Origin of the sequence: Mesorhizobium sp. ESP7-2, from assembly GCF_020164715.1 — a bacterium.
Taxonomy (GTDB): Bacteria; Pseudomonadota; Alphaproteobacteria; order Rhizobiales; family Rhizobiaceae; genus Mesorhizobium.
Map to the genome: position 1 here is coordinate 164,819 of NZ_JAIUGQ010000008.1, position 19,435 is coordinate 184,253.

The window sequence follows — 19,435 nt, forward strand, 5'->3', positions numbered from 1 at the left end:
CCACCCAGGGCATTTCCTCTTCGACCGTTCACCGCAATGTGAGCGTGTGCTGAAGGAGAGATGTTATGAAAAAGCTCATTCTTGCGTCGGTATCGGCGCTTACATTGTTTGGCGTCGCGGCCTGCAGCGACAGCGGCACCGACAAGACCACGACTCAGAGCACCAATCCGCCGCCTGCCGAGCAGCCGATGAAGCCCGCGGCCCCGGCTGACAAGTCGACCAAGCCTGCCGAGCCGGCTCCGGCAACGCCAGCTCCTGCGCCCGCGCAGTAGTTTGTAGCCAGTACGTGTCTTGGGAGAAAGGCCGGCTTTATGCCGGCCTTTTCTCGTGGAGACCACCATCGGCACCGGCAATCGCCTTTTCGTGCACTTGCCCGGCAGCGGCCGTTATTGGCTTGATAGCGGGGACCGGTTGGCTTTATGAAGCTGGCCATGTCGATTTGGGACCGCCTCGGCGACTTCATCACGCGGGTTTCGTCTTCGACCACGTCTGGCGTCGCCGACGTGGTCGAGGCTGTGCGCACGGTTTTTTCCGGCGACGCCGACTTGCGCCGCCGCGTCGCCTTCTCGGTTGCGATGATCGCGCTTTCGGCCAAGATGGCCAAGGCCGACGGCATCGTCACCCAGGATGAGGTGCGAGCCTTCCAGGAAATCTTCGAAGTGCCGCCGAAAGAGACGCGCAACGTTGCGCGGCTGTTCCATCTCGCCCAGCGGGACGTGGCCGGTTTCGAAACCTATGCCGAGCGCATGGCGCAACTCTGCGGCTCCGGGCACTCCAATTGCGTGATGCTCGAAGACATACTCGACGGCCTGTTCCATATCGCCAAGGCCGATGGGCTGGTGCATGAGCGCGAAGGCATCTTCCTGCATCGTATCGCAGAGATCTTCCGCATCGATGAGACGCACTACGAATCGATCATGGCGCGGCACGTCAACCTTGGCGCCGGCGACCCCTATGTCGTGCTCGGCATCGAGCGCGGCAAGCCGTTCGAGGAGGTCAGAAAGCGCTATCGCAAGCTGGTGTCGGACAACCATCCGGACCGGCTGATCGCGCGAGGCCTGCCGCAGGAATTCATCAAGATCGCGACGACCAGGGTCGCGGCGATCAACGCCGCTTACGAGATGATCGAGCGGGGCCTGCGGCACGCATGAGCGGCTTCCTGCCCGACGAGCCGAGCGCCGAGGTCAGGGTATCGCCGAATTTCGGGCCAAGGCGCGACGCACAGAAGCCCGACATGATCGTGCTGCACTATACGGGCATGGCAACCGGTGCCGGGGCCGAAGCCTGGCTGTGTGATCCGGCGAGTGAAGTCTCATCGCACTATCTCGTCCATGAGAATGGCCACATCGTGCAGATGGTCCGGGAAAGCGACCGCGCCTGGCACGCCGGCCAGAGTTCCTGGTTCGGACGCACCGACATCAATTCCTGCTCGGTCGGCATCGAAATAGTCAATCCGGGCCACTCACTGGGCTATCCCAGCTTTCCGAAAAGTCAGATCACGGCGGTCATCGAGCTGTGCAAGGGGATTGCCGCGCGGCATGCGATCGTCGCCGAGCGGGTGCTGGCTCACTCCGACGTGGCGCCCGGTCGCAAGATCGACCCAGGCGAGAAGTTTCCATGGGCCGCGCTGTTCAAGGCCGGTGTCGGCCATCTCGTGCCAGCCGCTCCCGTCAGGCGCGGAACCGCGCTGATGCCCGGCGACCGCGGCGCCGATGTCGAGACATTGCAGTCGATGCTGTCGCTCTATGGCTATGGTGTCGAGATATCGGGCCTTTTCGATGATCGGACACGGGTCGTCGTTGAGGCCTTCCAGCGGCATTTCCGGCCGCGCCGGATCGACGGAGTTGCTGACGGCTCGACGATGCGCACGCTGCAGAAGCTGCTTGCTTCCATCCGGAATTGACCCTGGGGCAATTCCTGATCCAAGTAATCCTCCCTGGCCATAAAGTTACAAACTGTCACTTAAAGTGACTTGCCTCGCCTTCATTGTCGCCAAATCGGGCCTCAAAGGGCTTTTCGTACAGTTTGTCGGACGTCCAGCCCCCCGGGTGTTCCGATATTGATCAAGCGATGCCACGCGAAAATCTTCGCGCGGTCCCAACAGAACAGGATCACATGCAGAAATTGACCGTTTTAACGGCAGCTCTTGCTGCCGGGGTAATGAGTTTTGCCTTCAGTGCAGCCGACGCCGCGCCGTTCAGCCCGCGGGCCGACCAGGGCTTCGTCGCGGCATCCGCCAAAGGCAAGGCCATTTCGGCCAAGAGCAGCAAGAGTGCCAAGGCGACGACGAAGCGGGCTTCCGCGAAAGTGGAAAAGGCAAGCTGGACCAAGGCAAGGAAATCCTCTGCCAAGAGGCAGAGGAAGCGCGGCCGCAAAACCGTGGACATGACGACGACGGCATCGATCGGTCTCGGCAACGTCGCCGCGGCGACGGCGGCAGTGACGAGCGGCGGCCAGTATTCCGCGATTGTCGCCCGCTACGCGGCGAGCTACGGGGTTCCGGTGTCGCTGGCCCAGGCCGTCATCAAGATCGAGAGCAACTACCGGCCGAACCTGGTCGGCGGCGCCGGCGAGATCGGCCTGATGCAGATCAAGCCGGCAACTGCGCGGATGATGGGTTACAGCGGCTCGGCCAAGGGCCTGTTCGATCCCGACACCAACATCAAATATGGCATGAAGTACCTCGCCATGGCACGCGATCTCGGCGGCGGCACGACCTGCGGCACGATCCTGAAATACAATGCCGGCCATGGCGCTACCCGGATGAACCCGGTTTCGGCGGCTTACTGCAGCAAGGTCAAGGTTCAGTTGGCGGCTGTCGGCGCGCCGGCTTGACAAGAACCGGTCACGACCGGCTTTTTCGGTTGCGTTTTGTGGTGTGAACCCCTTTATACGCCCTGCCAGCTGGCCGGGCGGCCGCACCCGCAAACGCCGAAAGGCCGCGGGTGAGGAAAGTCCGGGCTCCATGGAGACACGGTGCCGGTTAATGGCCGGCGGGGGCGACCCCAGGGAAAGTGCCACAGAAAGCAAACCGCCCCGACTTTGTCGGGGTAAGGGTGAAAGGGTGGGGTAAGAGCCCACCGCGCGACTGGCAACAGGAGCGGCACGGTAAACCCCACCGGGAGCAAGACCGAATAGGGGCGGTGCGAGGGGAAACCCTCGAGGGCTGTTTCCGGCTCACCGTCCGGGTAGGTTGCGTGAGGCGCATGGCAACATGCGCCCAAGATGAATGGCCGCCACGTTCTCGCCTCGCAAGGGGCGAGGGCCATACAAAACCCGGCTTATAGGCCGGCTGGCAATTTCTCCACGATGTATGGATTAAATCTTTCGATATCAGAAGGTTGCGCCCTTGGGTGCAGCTTCTGATTCAAGGGCATGGCGCTACGTTGCGTCGCCGCAAGATAGAGATTTCGCCCACATTTCTTGAAACTGGTGCGATTAAATCGTACCATTACGACTCCTCACTAGGAGCCTATCATGGGTCAGGTCGACAAACGCAGCATCACGCTTTCACCGGAACTGGCGCAGGCGGTCGACGATGTGGTCGCGGCGGGAGAATACGCCTCGGCGAGCGAGGTGATCCGCGATGCATTGAGGCAATGGAAAAACCGCCGCGACCTGATGGGCTACACGGTCGAGGAACTGCGCAAGCTGGTGCAGGAGGGGATCGACAGCGGGCTTGCGCAAGACGGCCAGCCAATCATGGAACGATTGCGCGCGAAATACCTGAAGATGGCCGAGGCCAAAGGCTTTCAGGAGTGAAATACCGACTGCTTCCTCAAGCCACCGTCGATCTCGAAAGCATTGGGCCATGACCCGCGCGCTGCTGTTCGCCTCGTAGATGCGCTGGAAAGACGTTGGGATTTGCTGACCTTGCATCCTTTTTCAGGTGCGCCACGCGACGACATAGCGCCGGGTATCCGCCATCTGATTGTCGGCGAATATGTCACCTTGTACCGGGTCGGCGGTGATGCGATCGAAATTCTTCGCGTGCTGCATGGTCGCCGCAACATCGAAGCCGATGACCTCGGCTCGTAATCGATTTGTCAGCCACTGATCCTGTCCAGCGAGGCCTCGATCGCCTTCCAGAGTTCTTCCACGGGCTCACAGCCGACCGACAGGCGCACGAAGCCAGCCGGAACCGCGTCGCCTCGCTTAAGCCGCCGCTCGGCCGAGGTGTGGACGCCACCGAAGGAGGTCGCGGCCTGCATCAGGCTGCAATTGTTGATGAAATCCTCGGCTTTCTGCTCGGAAGCGAGTTCGAAGGAGATGAGGAAGCCGAAGCGCTCCATCTGGGCGCGGGCAAGATTGTGCGAGGGATCTCCTTCCAGTCCGGGATAGCGCAGGCCGGTGATCGCGCGATGCCCCTGCAGCCGCCTTGCGATCACCTCGGCTGACGAACACATGCGGTCGAAGCGCACGTCCAATGTTTCCAGGCCGCGATGCACCAGCCAGGCTTCGAACGGCCCGGGGATGCTGCCCGAGACCTCGCGCCAGCCGGTCACGGCGGCGATGATATCCGCATTGCGGCTGGCGACATGGCCGAACAACACGTCGGAATGGCCGTTGGGCGCCTTGGTGTCGGCAGCGACAACGATATCGGCGCCGTGATCGAGAGGGCGCTGGCCGAAGGGCGTCATCGTCGTGTTGTCGACCACCAGCAGCGCGCCGGCCTTGTGAACGGCTTCGGCGACAGCGGCGATGTCGCAGATGTCCAGCCCCGGATTAGCGGGCGTTTCGACGAAGGCCAGGCGGTAACCAGCGAAGCCGCCATCGAGGAAGGTCGATGTCGGCCTGACATCGTGGGTGACGCCGAGCGGCTTCAGGAAACGATCGGCCAGCGCCCTGGTGGTGTGATAGCCGTCCGAAGGCAGCAGGATATGGTCGCCGGCCTTGAGTACGGCAAAAAATGCCGCCGAGATCGCCGCCATCCCCGAGGGAAAACCGACGCAGGGCGCATCTTCCAAATGGGACAACATGTGTTCGACGGCATCCCAGGTCGGGTTGCTGAAGCGGCCGTACTGGTTGAAGCCGGTGGCATCGCCCGGTGCATGGAAGATGGCGGCCATGGTCAGGGGCAGGGGAATGGAATCGCCCATGGCAAGCCCGCTGCGACGCAAATGGGGCAGGGCTGCAGCGCGCGACTTCGCGGTTTCAGACATCGATTTCAAATCCCTTGGCGGTCGGTGAGATGGACGAGACGCTATGCCCGGCCGCGGCTCACGGCAAGGCGCCTCCAGTTGGGCCAGGCAGGCTCTAAACGCTTCGTTAGGCTTAATGGATCATAAAGACGAGGCGTGCTGTCAAAGCCTTTCTCGTCGGTGTGATGCGCGTGTTTGTGAAGCCTATTCCCGTTGACGCCCATAGTGCCCCATGATATCCCATTTTCATACCAAAGCCTTCGTTCCGCGTCAGGGTAAAGCGTACGCCAATCGGGCAGCCGCGGCGGCTGCGCGTTTGCCGGTTTTCGCCCGTGTGGACGAGGTGGGTGCGGGGCAGGCAACGCGCGGCGGTGGCGCGTGCGACACGACGAAGAGGGGTGCGGCGGCGCAAGCGGCTGCAACGTGTGATGGACCGGTTTCTGTCGAACACGGTGAGCAGGATCGATGCGAAGGGGCGGGTGTCCGTTCCTGCGCATTTTCGTGCCGTGGTGCAGAAGCGCGGCTATTCGGAACTCTATGCGCTGCGCTGCCTGGACCTGCCGGCGATGGATGTCGGCGGGCTAGACCTGCTCGACCGCTACGAGCAGCGCATCGCGCGGGAAGACCCGTTCCTGCAGACGGCGGACGACATGTCGTTCTTCTGCCATGGCGACGGCGCATTCCTGAAACTCGACCAGGACGGCCGTATCACCATGACCGACTTCATTCGCGAGCATGCCGGCATCTCTGCGGAAGTGGCCTTTGTCGGGCGCGGCAATTTCTTTCAGATCTGGGAGCCGGGGCGGCTTGCGGCCTATGGGGCGCAGGCGCGGGCCAGGCTTTTGCAGCTTCGGCAGGGGACGAAGGCTCACGAGGCCAAGGCTGGGGAGCGACCGGAATGACGGTGGGCCACGGCGATGATATCAACGCCGTTGGCGGATCGGTCCGCCACATTCCGGTCCTCCTTGGCGAAGTGCTGGAAGCGCTGGCGCCGGTGGAAGGCGACATCATCATCGACGGTACGTTCGGCGCCGGCGGCTACACCAAGGCCATCCTGGCCGCGGGCGCGTCCGTGGTTGCCATCGACCGTGATCCCGATGCCATAGCGGCCGGCCGCGACCTCGAGGCGCGGTCCGGGGGCCGGCTGAAGCTCGTGCAGGCGCCGTTCTCGACGCTCGACGAACACATCGAAAGCGTCGATGGCATCGTGCTCGACATCGGCGTCTCCTCGATGCAGCTCGACCAGGCCGAGCGCGGCTTTTCCTTCCGCAACGACGGACCGCTCGACATGCGCATGGCGCAGGCGGGCCTCAGCGCCGCCGATGTCGTCAACAGCTTCAAGCCGGGCGACCTTGCCCGCATCTTCGGCTTCCTCGGCGAGGAGCGTCATGCCGGCCGCATCGCCCGCATGATCGAGGCGCGCCGGGAAAAACGCCCGTTCGAGCGCACGCTGGAACTCGCCGACGCGATCGAGACGCATATCGGCCGCGCGCCGAAGGACAAGATCCATCCGGCGACGCGCGTCTTCCAGGCGCTGCGCATCTTCGTCAATGACGAGCTCGGCGAATTGGCCAAGGCGCTGTTCGCGGCCGAACGCGCGCTGAAGCCGGGCGGACGCCTTGTCGTGGTGACGTTCCATTCGCTGGAAGACCGCATCGTCAAGCGCTTCATAGCCGACCGAGCCGACGCCATGACCGGCTCGCGCCACATGCCGGAGGCGCAGGCCCGCACCGCGACCTTCCGCAAGGCTGGTGGTGGCGTGACGGCAGGTGACGCCGAGGTTGCGGCCAACCCGCGCGCCCGTTCGGCCAGGCTGCGTGCCGCGATCCGCACCGAGGCGCCGGCGCGCAGCGGCGATTTTTCGATCTTCGGCCTTCCAAAACTTCCCGGCATCGACCGGCCGGGGGAGAGGTAAGCACGTGTTTCGTACCAGCGATATCATCCTGATCGCCGTCATGGTTTCGGCCGCCGCCCTGACCTACAAGGCCAAGCGCGAGGCCGAGGACCAGTTGACGGCCGTGCAGAAGATCCATGCCGAGATACGCTACGAGGAAGACACGATCGACCTGCTCAAGGCCGACTGGAGCCTGCTCACCCAGCCGTCGCGGCTGCAAAAGCTGGCCGAGCTCTACAAATCGCAGCTCGCACTGGAGCCGGTCAGTGCCCGGCAGATCGTGGGCCTGGGCGACCTGCCGGCCAAGGCGCTCGACATCCAGGACATCCTGAATGGGCGCCAGGGCGCCATGGCCGACAATTCCGACAAGGCGCCCTCGGGCGACAAGGATCCCGTCGTGACCGGAGACATCGCCCAATGATCGGCAAACTGCTGAAGCGCTTCGCCGCGGTAGGCCGCGCCAGGACTGGCGGGGACGGGTCGATCGTGGTCGAAGGCGCCCGCAAGGCGACCGGCGGCAAGGGCAAGGCGCGCATCGTGATGACGATGGCGGTGTTCTTCGGCATCTTCTCTACCATATCGGGGCGGCTGGTCTATCTCGGTTTCCAGACACCGGACCTGTCGGGCGGCCCGCAGAGCCGGGTGACCGCGTCACGCCCGGATATTGTCGATCGCAACGGCGAGGTGCTGGCCACCGACATCAAGACGGCGTCGCTGTTCGCCGAGCCGCGCCGCATCGTCGATGCCGACGAGGCGATCGAGAAGCTGTCGACGGTGCTGCCCGAAATCGACTACGAGCAGACCTATCACAAGCTGAAGAGCGGCGCAGGCTTCGTCTGGCTGCAGCGGCAGCTGACGCCCAAGCAGCAGGCCGACATCATGCAGCTCGGCATTCCCGGCTTCGGCTTCCGCACCGAAAAGCGCCGTTTCTATCCGAGCGGCGAAACCTCATCCTACGTTGTCGGCCTGACCAACATCGACAACCAGGGCATCTCCGGCATGGAGAAATATATCGATGAGCAGGGACTGAGCGACCTGCAGGCATCGGGCCTGGCGGTGGCGAAGGATCTCAGGCCGGTGAAGCTTTCGATCGATCTGCGCGTCCAGCATGTGGTGCGCGACGAGATCGCCGCCGGCCTGGAGCGCTATCGCGCCATCGGCGCCGGCGCAGTCGTGCTCAACGTCAAGACCGGCGAAGTGGTGGCCATGGCCTCGGTGCCGGATTTTGATCCGAACAACCCCTATAATGCACAGGAAAAGGACCGGCTGAACCGGATGTCGGCGGGCCTTTATGAGATGGGGTCGACCTTCAAGAGCTTCACCTCGGCCATGGCGCTCGATTCCGGCAAGGCGACGATGTCAAGCCGCTTCGACGCTTCGCATCCAATCCGGGTCGGTCATCAGGCCATTCACGATTTCCACGGCAAGAACCGTGTGCTGTCGTTGCCGGAGGTGTTCCTCTATTCGTCCAACATCGGGTCGGCCAGGGAGGCCGAACTGGTCGGCATCGAGGCGCACCGTGAATTCCTGCATCGTCTTGGTATTCTGGAAAGGATGCAGACCGAGTTGCCGGAAGTCGCGCGTCCGACTGAACCGAAGGTCTGGAAACAGGTGAATTCGTTCACGATCGCCTTCGGCCATGGCGTGTCGACGACACCGCTGCAGGCGGCTGTCGGCTGCGCGGCGTTGATGAATGGCGGCTTCCTGATGAACCCTACCTTCCTAGTACGCACTCAGCAGGAAGCCATGGCCACCGCCAAGAGGGTTGTGAGCGAAAAGACCGTCGAGGGCATGCGCTACCTCTATTCGCTCAATGCCGAGAAGGGGTCGGCCAGAAACGCCCGGGTTCCCGGCTACCGCGTCGGCGGCAAGACCGGAACGGCCGAGAAGGTCATCAACGGCCGTTACTCGAAGGAGTTGAATTTCAACACGTTTGTCGCCGCATTCCCGATGGACGATCCGCAATATCTGGTGTTCACGATCGCCGACGCCCCGCATCCCGAAAAGCCCGGGATGACGGACGTCGCGGCCAACAATGCGGGGGTTATGGCCGGCAATATTATCAGGCGTGCAGCTGCCATGCTTGGCGTGAAGCCAGATTTCAGCCATGAAAATGGTGCAACGCTGGTTTCCTATCAGTGATTCTTGGGGCGCGCCGGCAACTGCGCGCTATTTTGTTGCGGTGAACGGGACTCGATGAAGCTCAAAGATCTAGCCGGTATCCTGCCAGTCGAAGGAACAGCTTCCGCCGATCTGGAGGTTACCGGCATCTCGTCGGATTCCCGCCAGGTAAAACCCGGCGTCGTCTTTTTCGCGCTCGCCGGAACCAAGGCCGATGGCGCGAGCTACGCCGCCGATGCGGCCCGGCGTGGCGCTGCCGCGATCGTCGCGGACAAAGCCCTTGCCGATCTGCCGGTTCCGGTGCTGGCGGTCGATGATCCGCGCCTGGCACTGGCGTTGAGTGCCGCCCGCTATTTCGGCAGACAGCCGCAAACCATGGTCGCCGTGACCGGTACCAGCGGCAAGACGTCGGTCGCCGCCTTCACCAGGCAGATATGGGAGCAGGCGGGATACGCAGCCGCCTCGATCGGTACCACCGGCGTGGTCGCGCCCGGCCGCAACGAATATGGTTCGCTGACGACACCCGATCCGGTCGCCCTGCACCAGTTGCTGAGGGAATTGGCCGTTGCCGGCGTCACCCACGCCTCGATGGAGGCCTCCAGCCACGGGCTCGACCAGCGCCGCCTCGACGGTGTGAAGCTCTCGGCTGGCGGCTTCACCAATCTCGGCCGCGACCACATGGATTACCATCCGACGATCGAGGATTATCATCGCGCCAAATTGCGCCTGTTCGATACGCTGCTGCCGAAGGGTGCACCCGCCGTCGTCTTCGCCGACGACCCGTGGTCGGAACCGACGATAAAGGCGGCGCGGACCGCCGGGCTCGACGTCCTGACGGTCGGCCGCCATGGCGACTTCCTCAGGCTGAAGCGGGTCGAGCACGAGCGTCATCGCCAGCGCGCCGAGGTCGAGGCCAACGGTGTGATCCACGAGATCGACCTGCCGCTCGCCGGCGATTTCCAGATCGCGAATGCGCTGGTTTCGGCGGGGCTTGCCATTTCCACCGGAACACCTGTCGCCAAGGCCTTGGCTGCATTGGAGAAATTGAAAGGCGCACCGGGCCGGCTCGACCTGGTCGGAACCACGGCGAGCGGCGCGCCGGTCTATGTCGATTACGCCCACAAGCCCGATGCGCTGGAGAATGTTCTGGCCTCGGTGCGTCCGTTCACCACCGGGCGCGTGATTGTCGTGTTCGGCTGCGGCGGCGACCGTGACCGGGGGAAGCGAGCGATCATGGGCGAGATCGCGACACGTCTTGCCGATGTCGTCATCGTCACCGACGACAATCCGCGCTCCGAGGCGCCCGAAACCATCCGCGCCGCCATTCTTGCCGCCGCGCCCGGCGCCATCGAGATCGGCGACCGGCGCAAGGCAATCCACGAGGCTGTCGGCATGCTGCATGCCGGCGACACGCTGATAGTCGCCGGCAAGGGCCATGAGGAAGGCCAGACGATCGGCTCGGAAACCCTGCATTTCTCCGATCACGAGGAAGTGCGCACCGCGCTCACGGAGCGTGCCGCATGAGTTTGCTGTGGACTTCGGAAGCGCTGGTTGCCGCCACGGACGGGCGGCCGCTCGGCCCGATGCCCGAAGGCATATCGGGCATTTCGATCGACAGCCGCAGCCTGCAGCCGGGCGAGGCTTTCTTCGCCATCAAGGGCGAGGCGATGGACGGCCATGACTTCGTCACCGCGGCCATCAAGGCCGGCGCCGGCGTGCTGGTGGTGGCGGAAGGCAAGCTGCCGTCTCTCGGTAGGTTGACCGCGCCGATCGTCGTCGTCGAGGATGTGCTGGTTGCGCTGGAGAAGCTCGGTGTCGCGGCGCGCGCCCGCTCGCAGGCCAAGATCATCGCGGTGACCGGCTCCGCGGGCAAGACCACGACCAAGGAGGCGCTTCGCCACGTGCTTTCGGCCGTCGGCAAGGTGCATGCCTCGGCGCAGTCCTTCAACAACCATTGGGGCGTGCCGCTGACGCTGGCGCGCATGGCGGCCGATTGCGACTATGCCGTGTTCGAGATCGGCATGAACCATCCCGACGAGATCCGGCCGCTGGTGAAGATGGTGCGGCCGCATGTCGCCATCGTCACCATGATCGCGGCCGCGCATCTTGGCTTCTTTCGCAACCTGGACGAGATCGCCAAGGCCAAGGCCGAGATTTTCGAAGGGCTGGAGCCTGGTGGTGCCGCGGTCCTCAACCGCGACGATGCGCGTTTCAAGCTGCTGGGCAAGATGGCACAGGCTGCCGGCGTCGAGCATGTCTATGGCTTCGGCGAGAATGCGCGCTCGACCTTCAAGCTGGCCAAGTGCGAGTTGCATGCCGACCATTCCGACATCGCCGCCAGGATCGGCGGTCACGATATGATCGCTCGTATCGGAGCTCCCGGCCGGCACATGGTGCAGAACGTGTTGGCGGTGCTTGGTGCCGCGCATCTGGTCGGCGCCGATCTCGACAAGGTGGCATTGGCGCTGGCCGATCTGTCGGCCGAGCGCGGGCGCGGCAAACGCCATGTGCTGCGGCACGCCGGTGGCTCGACTTCGAGCCAACCCGGTGGCTCGATCACGCTGATCGACGAAAGCTACAACGCCAATCCGGCCTCGATGGCGGCCGCCATGGCGCTGCTCAACGCGACGCCGGTGACGGGCGAGGGCCGACGCATCGCCGTGCTTGGCGACATGCTCGAACTCGGCGACCATTCGGCCAAGCTGCATGCCGCTCTTGCCGATCTCATCGTCGGCACGGGCACGCGGACAGTCTTTCTCGGCGGGCCGGAAATGCGGGCGCTGGCGGAAGCGCTGCCGGGCGACATCAGCACGGAATACCGCGCCGGCGTCGAGGAGTTGAAGCCGGTGCTGCTCGCCGCGCTGAAGCCGGGCGACGTGGTGATGATCAAATCGTCGAAGGGCATCGGTTTTGCAAAACTGGTCGATGCGCTGCTGGGCAAATTCCCGGCCGAGATGACAACAAGCAACCAGACCTAGTCGGGGACGAAAAGCGCATGTTCACACTGCTGGTCGATTTCGCGGACAAGGTCTCCGTCTTCAACGTCTTCCGCTACATCACGTTCCGCACCGGCGGGGCGCTGATCACCTCGGCGCTGATCGTTTTCATCTTCGGGCCGACCATCATCAATTCGCTGCGGCTCAGGCAAGGCAAGGGCCAACCGATCCGCGCCGACGGGCCGCAGACGCATTTCAAGAAGGCGGGCACGCCGACGATGGGCGGACTGATGATCCTGTCCGGCATCATCGGCTCGTCGCTTTTATGGGCGAACCTGTCGAGCATCTATGTCTGGGTGGTGCTTTTGGTGACAATCGGCTTCGGTTCGATCGGCTTTTATGACGACTATCTGAAGGTGACCAAGCAGTCGCATCTCGGCTTCTCCGGCAAGGCGCGGCTTGCGTTGGAATTCGTTATCGCCGGCATCGCCGCCTGGGTGATCATGCACAATGGCCAGGCGCCGTTCTCGTCGTCGCTGACATTCCCCTTCGCCAAGGAATTCATCATCAACCTCGGCTGGTTCTTCGTTCCGTTCTCCTGCTTCGTCATCGTCGGTGCCGGCAATGCGGTGAACCTGACCGACGGCCTCGACGGCCTGGCGATCGTGCCGATCATGATCGCGGCGGCATCCTTCGGCGTCATCGCCTATCTCTCTGGCAATGCGGTGTTCGCCGAATACCTGCAGATCCATTTCGTGCCCGGCACAGGTGAACTGGCGGTCGTGCTTGGCGCGGTCATCGGCGCCGGCCTCGGCTTCCTCTGGTTCAACGCGCCGCCGGCGGCGATCTTCATGGGCGACACCGGGTCACTGGCCATGGGCGGCCTGATCGGCACGGTCGCGGTCGCCACCAAGCACGAGATCGTGCTCGTCATCGTCGGTGGCCTGTTCGTGGTCGAGATCTTCTCGGTCATCATCCAGGTCGGCTACTTCAAGATGACCGGAAAGCGCGTTTTCCTGATGGCGCCGATCCATCATCATTTCGAAAAGCTCGGCTGGACCGAAAGCCAGGTGGTGATCCGCTTCTGGATCATCGCCGTCATCCTGGCGCTGGTCGGCCTCTCCACTCTCAAACTGAGATAGGCCGCCATTTGATCCCCGCCGCATCCTTCGCAGGCAAGCGTGTTTCGCTCTTCGGGCTCGGCGGCTCGGGGATCGCCACGGCGCGCGCGCTGATCGAGGGCGGCGCCGAGGTGCTGGCCTGGGACGACAATCCCGACAGCGTCGCCAAGGCGGCCGCCACCGGCATCGCCACCGGCGATCTGCGTGGCGCCGACTGGGCCGGCTTTTCCGCCTTCGTGCTGTCGCCCGGCGTGCCACTGACCCATCCCAAGCCGCACTGGACAGTGGAACTGGCGCGTGGGTCGGGCGTCGAGGTCATCGGCGATATCGAGCTGTTCTGCAGGGAGCGGTCGCAGCGTGCGCCGGATGCTCCCTTCATCGCCATCACCGGCACTAACGGCAAGTCGACGACGACCGCGCTGACGGCGCATATTCTTCAAGCCTCCGGGCGCGACACGCAGATGGGCGGCAATATCGGCCGCGCGGTGATGACGCTCGATCCGCCGAAGCCCGACCGGCACTATGTGGTCGAATGCTCGTCCTACCAGATCGACCTTGCGCCCTCGATCAATCCGACGGCCGGCATCCTGCTCAATCTGACGCCGGACCATCTCGACCGCCACGGCACCATGCAGCACTACGCTTCGATCAAGGAGCGGCTGGTGGCGGGCAGCGACACGGCGATCATCGGCATCGACGATTCCTGGTGCGCGCAGATCGCCGAGCGGCTGGAGCGGGCGGGGCGGCAGGTCATCCGCATTTCCAAGCGCCTGCCGCTGACCGACGGCTATTTCGCCGACGGCACCAATCTGATGGAGGCGGTGCATGGCCGCTACAGTCGCGTCGCCTTCCTCGAAGGCATCGGCTCGCTGCGCGGCCAGCACAATGCGCAGAACGCGCTGGCCGCCGTCGCCGCCTGCCTCAAGGTTGGGCTCGACCTCGGTGAGATACAGTCCGGACTGGAAAGCTTCCCGGGTCTCGCCCATCGCATGGAGCAGGTCGGCCGCAAGGATCATGTGCTGTTCGTCAACGATTCCAAGGCGACCAATGCCGATGCCGCGGCACCGGCGCTGTCCAGCTTCAGCCGCGTTTACTGGATCGCCGGCGGCCTGCCCAAGGAAGGCGGCATCGAGCCGCTGCGTGGCTTCTTCCCGCGCATCGCCAAGGCCTATCTGATCGGCGAGGCCGCCCCCGCTTTTTCGGCGACGCTCGGCGAGGCCGTGCCCTACGAGATTTCGGGCACCCTGGCGGCCGCTGTCGAGCATGCCGCGCATGACGCGGCTAAAGACGACGGCGGCGAGGCGGTGGTGCTGTTGTCGCCGGCCTGCGCCAGTTTCGACCAGTTCAAGAATTTCGAGGTCCGTGGCGAAGCCTTCAGGCAAGCTGCGAGCGCTATAGATGGTGTCAAACCCATCGGAGGGGCACGATAATGCAGAGCCGTCTCGACAAAAGTCCGGTCGCAACCTGGTGGTGGACCATCGATCGCTGGTTCCTGGCGGCGTTCCTGTCGCTGATGGGGCTCGGCATCGTATTATCCTTCGCGGCAAGCCCCGCGGTCGCCGAACGCATCGGCCTCGACAGTTTCCATTTCGCCACCCGGCAGATCATCTTCACCGTACCTGCGCTCGGCGTGATGCTGGCGGTCTCCTTCCTCGATTCCAGGCAGATCCGGCGCATGTCGCTGATCATGCTGTGCCTGATGCTGGTGCTGATGGTGGCGGTGCTCTATGTCGGCGTCGAGGTGAAGGGCGCGCGCCGCTGGGTGTCGCTCGCCGGCCTGTCGATCCAGCCTTCGGAATTCCTCAAACCGGCCTTCGTCATCATGTGCGCCTGGCTGTTCGCCGAACACAAGCGCCAGCCCGACATTCCCGGCAATCTGTTCGCCATGCTGCTGCTGGTGCTGGTCGTGTCGTTGCTGGTGGCGCAGCCGGACCTCGGCCAGACCATGCTGACCACCGGCACCTGGGGCATCATGTTCTTCATGGCGGGGCTGCCATGGCTTTGGATCATCGTGCTTGGCGCCGCCGGCGTCGGCGGCGTCTTCGCCGCCTATACGGTGTTTCCGCACGTCGCGCTGCGTATCGACAAGTTCCTTACCGGCGAAGGCGACACGTTCCAGGTCGACATGGGCCGCGATGCGCTGATCAATGGCGGGTGGTTCGGCGTCGGGCCGGGCGAGGGCACGGTCAAGCGGGTCATCCCCGACAGCCATGCCGACTTCGTCTTCTCGGTCGCGGGCGAGGAGTTCGGGCTGATCATGTGCTTCTTCATCATGTCGATCTTCGCCTTCATCGTGCTGCGCGGCCTCAACAGTGCGCTGAAGGAGCATGACGACTTCACCCGTTATGCGGTCGGCGGTCTGGTCACCGTGTTCGGCCTGCAAGCCGTCATCAACATGTGCGTCAACCTGCAGCTGGTGCCGGCCAAGGGCATGACGCTGCCCTTCATCTCCTATGGCGGCTCCTCGCAGATCGCCATCGCCATCTCGATGGGGATGGTGCTGGCGCTGACGCGCAAGCGGCCGGAAAAGCGCAAGCAGATGGGCTTTACCCTGCCGCAGCGCGCCATGCCGGCGGAGTGACATGGCCAGAGGCGTTATCCTTCTCGCGGCGGGTGGAACCGGCGGACATCTGTTTCCAGCCGAAGCGCTGGCGCATGAACTGATCGAGCGCGGCTGGGCGGTGCATCTGGCGACCGACACCCGGGCCGAGCGGTTTGCCGCCCATTTCCCGGCGGCGGCCGTCCATCCGATCCAGTCGGCGACGTTAGGCTCGAAAAATCCTTTCGCCCTGCTTGGCGCCTTCTGGAAAATCTGGAGCGGCGTGCGTCAGGCCTCCGCCATCATCGGCAGGATCAAGCCGGAGGCCGTCGTGGGCTTTGGCGGCTATCCGACCTTGCCGCCCCTCTACGCGGCGACGCGGCGCAAGGTGCCGACGCTGATCCATGAGCAGAACGCGGTGATGGGGCGCGCCAACCGGGCTTTGGCCGGCCGTGTCGATGCGATCGCCGGCGGCTTCCTGCCGCAGGATGAGAGTGCGGCCGGCGCCAAGACGGTGACGACCGGCAATCCGGTCAGGCCGGCTGTGCTCGAAGCAGCCAGGACACCTTACGTGGCTTCAACCGGGGACGAGCCTTTCCGCCTGCTGGTGTTCGGCGGCAGCCAGGGGGCGCAATTCTTTTCCGATGCGATGCCGGGGGCAATCGCGCTGCTTTCCGATGCACAGCGCAGACGCCTTGTCATTACCCAACAAGCTCGCGCGGACGACGTGGCGCGGGTGAAGGCGGCCTATGCCGCGCTCGGCGTCGCCGTCGAGGTCTCGCCGTTTTTTACCGACATGGCGGCGCGCATAGCGGCGGCGCATCTGGTGATCTCGCGTTCCGGCGCCTCGACCGTGTCGGAGATCGCCGTCATCGGCCGGCCGGCGCTGCTGGTGCCCTATCCCTTCGCGCTCGACCACGACCAGGCGGCGAATGCAGCAGCGCTTGCCGCCGCCGGCGGCGGCGAAGTGCACGTGCAATCGTCGCTCTCGCCCGAGCGTATCGCGGCACTGCTCGGCGCCCTGATGGACCACCCGGAGCGGCTGGCGACGATGGCCGCAGCGGCCAAATCGGTCGGCAGGCCGGACGCGGCACGGTTGCTCGCCGACCTCACAGAGGCTATTGCGTCCCGCAAAACAGTATCGGATTTCAGGAAGAGGACGCACCCATGAAGATGCCACAGACCATTGGCCTCGTGCATTTCATCGGCATTGGCGGCATCGGCATGAGCGGCATCGCCGAGGTGCTGCACAATCTCGGCTACAAGGTGCAAGGGTCCGACCAGGCCGACAGCGCCAATGTGCAGCGGCTGCGCGACAAGGGCATCGAATGCTTCGTCGGCCACAAGGCCGAGAATCTCGGTGACGCCGAGGTCATCGTCGTCTCGACGGCGATCAAGAAGTCGAATCCGGAACTGAAGGCAGCACGTGAAAAGCTGTTGCCGATCGTGCGCCGCGCCGAGATGCTGGCCGAGTTGATGCGTTTCCGTCAGGCTGTCGCCATCGGCGGCACGCATGGCAAGACGACGACGACCTCGATGGTGGCGGCGCTGCTGGAAGCCGGTGGGCTCGACCCGACCGTCATCAATGGCGGCATCATCAATGCTTATGGCACCAATGCGCGCATGGGCGACGGCGAGTGGATGGTGGTCGAAGCCGACGAAAGCGATGGCACCTTCCTCAAGTTGCCGGCAGAGATCGCCGTCGTCACCAACATCGATCCCGAGCATCTCGATCATTATGGCAACTTCGACAATGTGCGTGAGGCGTTCCGCCAGTTCGTCGAGAACGTGCCTTTCTATGGCTTCGGCGTGATGTGCACGGATCACCCGGAAGTGCAGGCGCTGGTCGGGCGCATCGAAGACCGGCGCGTCATCACCTACGGCGAGAACGCACAGGCCGATGTGCGCTTCACCAACCATCGCATGGCGGGTGCGACCTCGGAGTTCGATGTGATGATCCGCGACCGCAAGGGGCGCGGCCAGACGACGATAGCGGGCCTGCGCCTGCCGATGCCTGGCCACCACAATGTGTCCAACGCGACGGCCGCGATCGCGGTCGCGCACGAACTCGGCCTATCGGCCGAGGCGATCAGGAAGGGCCTGTCGTCCTTCGCCGGTGTCAAACGCCGCTTCACCCACACCGGTTCCTGGAACGGCGTCGACGTGTTCGACGACTACGGCCACCACCCGGTCGAGATCTCGGCGGTGCTGAAGGCGGCGCGCAGCGCCACCAATGGGCGTGTCATCGCCATTGCCCAGCCGCACCGCTTCACCAGGCTGCACGATCTGTTCAACGAGTTCTCCACCTGTTTCAACGATGCCGACACGGTGATGGTCGCCCCGGTCTACGCCGCCGGCGAAGAGCCGATCGACGGCGTAACCTCGGATGCGCTGGTGTCGCGCATCCGCGCCGGCGGCCATCGCGATGCCCGCTATATCGAAGGGCCGGCCGATATCGCGCCTGTCATCCGCGACATCGCCAAGCCCGGCGACTTCGTCGTCTTCCTGGGCGCCGGCAATATCACCCAATGGGCCTATGCGCTGCCGAAGGAGCTCGCCGCCTCATGATGAACGGCCAGGCCCTGATCGACAGACTTGGCGACCGGCTGGCCGGCCTGCGCGGCCGGATCACGCCGAATGCCGAGATGGACAAGATCACCTGGTTCCGGGCAGGCGGCCTTGCCGAGGCGCTGTTCCAGCCGGCCGACGAGGAGGACCTTGCGGCGTTCCTCAAGGCGGTTCCCGAAGAGATCCCCCTGACGATTGTCGGCGTCGGCTCGAACCTTCTGGTCCGCGACGGCGGCATTCCGGGTTTCGTCGTCAGGCTTTCCGCCAAGGGCTTTGGCGAGGCCGAAGTCGTTTCCCCGATCAGGATCAAGGCCGGTGCCGCCACGCCCGACAAGCGTGTGGCGGCGGTGGCGCTGGAGGCCGGCATTGGCGGCTTCCATTTCTACCACGGCATTCCAGGCGCCGTCGGCGGCGCGCTCAGGATGAACGCCGGCGCCAATGGCGTCGAGACGCGCGAGCGCGTCGTCGAGGTGCGGGCGCTCGACCGCGCGGGCAATGCCCAGACGTTGAGCAATGCCGAAATGGGCTATGCCTACCGCCATTCGGCGGCACCGTCCGGGCTGATCTTCACCTCGGCTGTGTTCGAAGGCTTTGCCGAGGACAAAGCGGCGATCAAGACGGCGATGGACGCGGTGCAGAACCACCGCGAAACCGTGCAGCCGATCCGCGAGAAGACAGGCGGCTCGACTTTCAAGAATCCCGAAGGCACCTCGGCCTGGAAGGAAATCGACAAGGCGGGTTGCCGCGGCCTGATGATCGGCGGCGCGCAGATGTCGCCGATGCATTGCAACTTCATGATCAACACCGGAACCGCGACCGGCTACGACCTCGAATATCTCGGCGAGACGGTACGCGCGCGGGTGCTCGAGCATTCCGGCATCCGCTTGCAGTGGGAGATCAAGCGCATCGGCAATTTCCGCTCCGGACATGCCGTGCAGGAGTTCCTCGGCCAGCTCCTTTAGCGCATCTTGAAGTTCACGTGATGCGTGAACTTCAACAGGAACGAAATGCAGTGAAACCGTTGCTCCGGGGACTCGGCGACACGGTTTTCGCATCCATTTTCTCAGAAAGTGAATCTCTCGGAATCATAAGTACTTGCCAGTGAATCAACTCTC

19 protein-coding genes and 1 other RNA gene are annotated in these 19,435 nt (G+C 64.1%); 19 read left to right on the plus strand and 1 reads right to left on the minus strand.

What is annotated here, in order from left to right; genetic code table 11:
- The first annotated feature begins 65 nt into the window (after nucleotides 1-65).
- The 7 genes from LB543_RS10945 to LB543_RS10980 all read left to right on the plus strand — a co-directional run bounded on the left by LB543_RS10945 (nucleotide 66) and on the right by LB543_RS10980 (nucleotide 4,038).
- Nucleotides 66-272 carry a hypothetical protein gene (locus LB543_RS10945; RefSeq protein WP_140758975.1) on the plus strand — a complete coding sequence of 69 codons (207 nt, stop codon included), beginning with the start codon at nucleotides 66-68 and terminating at the stop codon, nucleotides 270-272.
- Between the two features lie 159 nt (nucleotides 273-431).
- A complete protein-coding gene (locus LB543_RS10950) occupies nucleotides 432-1,151 on the plus strand; it encodes a J domain-containing protein (RefSeq protein ID WP_140758974.1) in 720 nt (239 codons plus the stop codon).
- Nucleotides 1,148-1,903: an N-acetylmuramoyl-L-alanine amidase gene (locus LB543_RS10955; protein ID WP_224614102.1), complete on the plus strand. Its 756-nt coding sequence runs from the start codon at nucleotides 1,148-1,150 to the stop codon at nucleotides 1,901-1,903. The genes LB543_RS10950 and LB543_RS10955 overlap by 4 nt, the downstream gene beginning before the upstream one ends.
- A 212-nt stretch (nucleotides 1,904-2,115) precedes the next feature.
- Nucleotides 2,116-2,835 carry a transglycosylase SLT domain-containing protein gene (locus LB543_RS10965; RefSeq protein ID WP_263498662.1) on the plus strand — a complete coding sequence of 240 codons (720 nt, stop codon included), beginning with the start codon at nucleotides 2,116-2,118 and terminating at the stop codon, nucleotides 2,833-2,835.
- Nucleotides 2,836-2,900: 65 nt separating this feature from the next.
- Nucleotides 2,901-3,300: RNase P RNA component class A (rnpB, locus tag LB543_RS10970), an RNA gene on the plus strand.
- Between the two features lie 177 nt (nucleotides 3,301-3,477).
- Nucleotides 3,478-3,762, plus strand: a complete 285-nt coding sequence (locus tag LB543_RS10975) for a type II toxin-antitoxin system ParD family antitoxin (RefSeq protein WP_140812654.1) — start codon at nucleotides 3,478-3,480, stop codon at nucleotides 3,760-3,762.
- A 42-nt stretch (nucleotides 3,763-3,804) separates the two neighbouring features.
- Nucleotides 3,805-4,038, plus strand: coding sequence for a type II toxin-antitoxin system RelE/ParE family toxin (locus LB543_RS10980; RefSeq protein ID WP_224592141.1), 234 nt, complete (start codon nucleotides 3,805-3,807; stop codon nucleotides 4,036-4,038).
- 8 nt (nucleotides 4,039-4,046) lie between these two features.
- On the opposite strand, the gene LB543_RS10985 is transcribed toward LB543_RS10980, so the two are convergent.
- Complete coding sequence (locus tag LB543_RS10985) at nucleotides 4,047-5,162, minus strand: cystathionine gamma-lyase (RefSeq protein ID WP_224592144.1); 1,116 nt, start codon at nucleotides 5,160-5,162, stop codon at nucleotides 4,047-4,049.
- Between the two features lie 407 nt (nucleotides 5,163-5,569).
- Here LB543_RS10985 and mraZ point away from each other — a divergent pair, with 407 nt between their 5' ends.
- From mraZ to murB, 12 genes are read left to right on the plus strand one after another with little or no spacing between them, the layout of a single operon-like run.
- Nucleotides 5,570-6,043, plus strand: a complete 474-nt coding sequence (gene mraZ / locus LB543_RS10990; protein ID WP_140758165.1) for a division/cell wall cluster transcriptional repressor MraZ — start codon at nucleotides 5,570-5,572, stop codon at nucleotides 6,041-6,043.
- A complete protein-coding gene (gene rsmH, locus LB543_RS10995; RefSeq protein ID WP_224592146.1) occupies nucleotides 6,040-7,056 on the plus strand; it encodes a 16S rRNA (cytosine(1402)-N(4))-methyltransferase RsmH in 1,017 nt (338 codons plus the stop codon). The genes mraZ and rsmH overlap by 4 nt, the downstream gene beginning before the upstream one ends.
- 4 nt (nucleotides 7,057-7,060) lie before the next feature.
- Nucleotides 7,061-7,456, plus strand: a complete 396-nt coding sequence (locus LB543_RS11000; RefSeq protein WP_140758163.1) for a hypothetical protein — start codon at nucleotides 7,061-7,063, stop codon at nucleotides 7,454-7,456.
- Nucleotides 7,453-9,177 carry a peptidoglycan D,D-transpeptidase FtsI family protein gene (locus LB543_RS11005; RefSeq protein ID WP_140758162.1) on the plus strand — a complete coding sequence of 575 codons (1,725 nt, stop codon included), beginning with the start codon at nucleotides 7,453-7,455 and terminating at the stop codon, nucleotides 9,175-9,177. Before LB543_RS11000 ends, LB543_RS11005 begins: the two co-directional genes overlap by 4 nt.
- Nucleotides 9,178-9,231: 54 nt before the next feature.
- A complete protein-coding gene (locus LB543_RS11010; RefSeq protein WP_224592150.1) occupies nucleotides 9,232-10,680 on the plus strand; it encodes a UDP-N-acetylmuramoyl-L-alanyl-D-glutamate--2,6-diaminopimelate ligase in 1,449 nt (482 codons plus the stop codon).
- Nucleotides 10,677-12,134 carry a UDP-N-acetylmuramoylalanyl-D-glutamyl-2,6-diaminopimelate--D-alanyl-D-alanine ligase gene (locus LB543_RS11015; protein ID WP_224614103.1) on the plus strand — a complete coding sequence of 486 codons (1,458 nt, stop codon included), beginning with the start codon at nucleotides 10,677-10,679 and terminating at the stop codon, nucleotides 12,132-12,134. Before LB543_RS11010 ends, LB543_RS11015 begins: the two co-directional genes overlap by 4 nt.
- A 17-nt stretch (nucleotides 12,135-12,151) precedes the next feature.
- Nucleotides 12,152-13,234 carry a phospho-N-acetylmuramoyl-pentapeptide-transferase gene (gene mraY / locus LB543_RS11020; RefSeq protein WP_140758159.1) on the plus strand — a complete coding sequence of 361 codons (1,083 nt, stop codon included), beginning with the start codon at nucleotides 12,152-12,154 and terminating at the stop codon, nucleotides 13,232-13,234.
- A gap of 8 nt (nucleotides 13,235-13,242) precedes the next feature.
- A complete protein-coding gene (gene murD, locus LB543_RS11025; RefSeq protein WP_224614104.1) occupies nucleotides 13,243-14,643 on the plus strand; it encodes a UDP-N-acetylmuramoyl-L-alanine--D-glutamate ligase in 1,401 nt (466 codons plus the stop codon).
- Nucleotides 14,643-15,794 carry a putative lipid II flippase FtsW gene (gene ftsW / locus LB543_RS11030; RefSeq protein ID WP_140812646.1) on the plus strand — a complete coding sequence of 384 codons (1,152 nt, stop codon included), beginning with the start codon at nucleotides 14,643-14,645 and terminating at the stop codon, nucleotides 15,792-15,794. Before murD ends, ftsW begins: the two co-directional genes overlap by 1 nt.
- Before the next feature lies 1 nt (nucleotide 15,795).
- Nucleotides 15,796-16,923: an undecaprenyldiphospho-muramoylpentapeptide beta-N-acetylglucosaminyltransferase gene (murG, locus tag LB543_RS11035; RefSeq protein ID WP_224614105.1), complete on the plus strand. Its 1,128-nt coding sequence runs from the start codon at nucleotides 15,796-15,798 to the stop codon at nucleotides 16,921-16,923.
- Nucleotides 16,920-18,320 carry a UDP-N-acetylmuramate--L-alanine ligase gene (gene murC, locus LB543_RS11040; protein ID WP_140758156.1) on the plus strand — a complete coding sequence of 467 codons (1,401 nt, stop codon included), beginning with the start codon at nucleotides 16,920-16,922 and terminating at the stop codon, nucleotides 18,318-18,320. Before murG ends, murC begins: the two co-directional genes overlap by 4 nt.
- On the plus strand, nucleotides 18,317-19,282 hold the full coding sequence (gene murB, locus LB543_RS11045) for a UDP-N-acetylmuramate dehydrogenase (RefSeq protein ID WP_224614106.1): 966 nt from the start codon (nucleotides 18,317-18,319) through the stop codon (nucleotides 19,280-19,282). The genes murC and murB overlap by 4 nt, the downstream gene beginning before the upstream one ends.
- The last annotated feature ends 153 nt before the right edge of the window (nucleotides 19,283-19,435 follow it).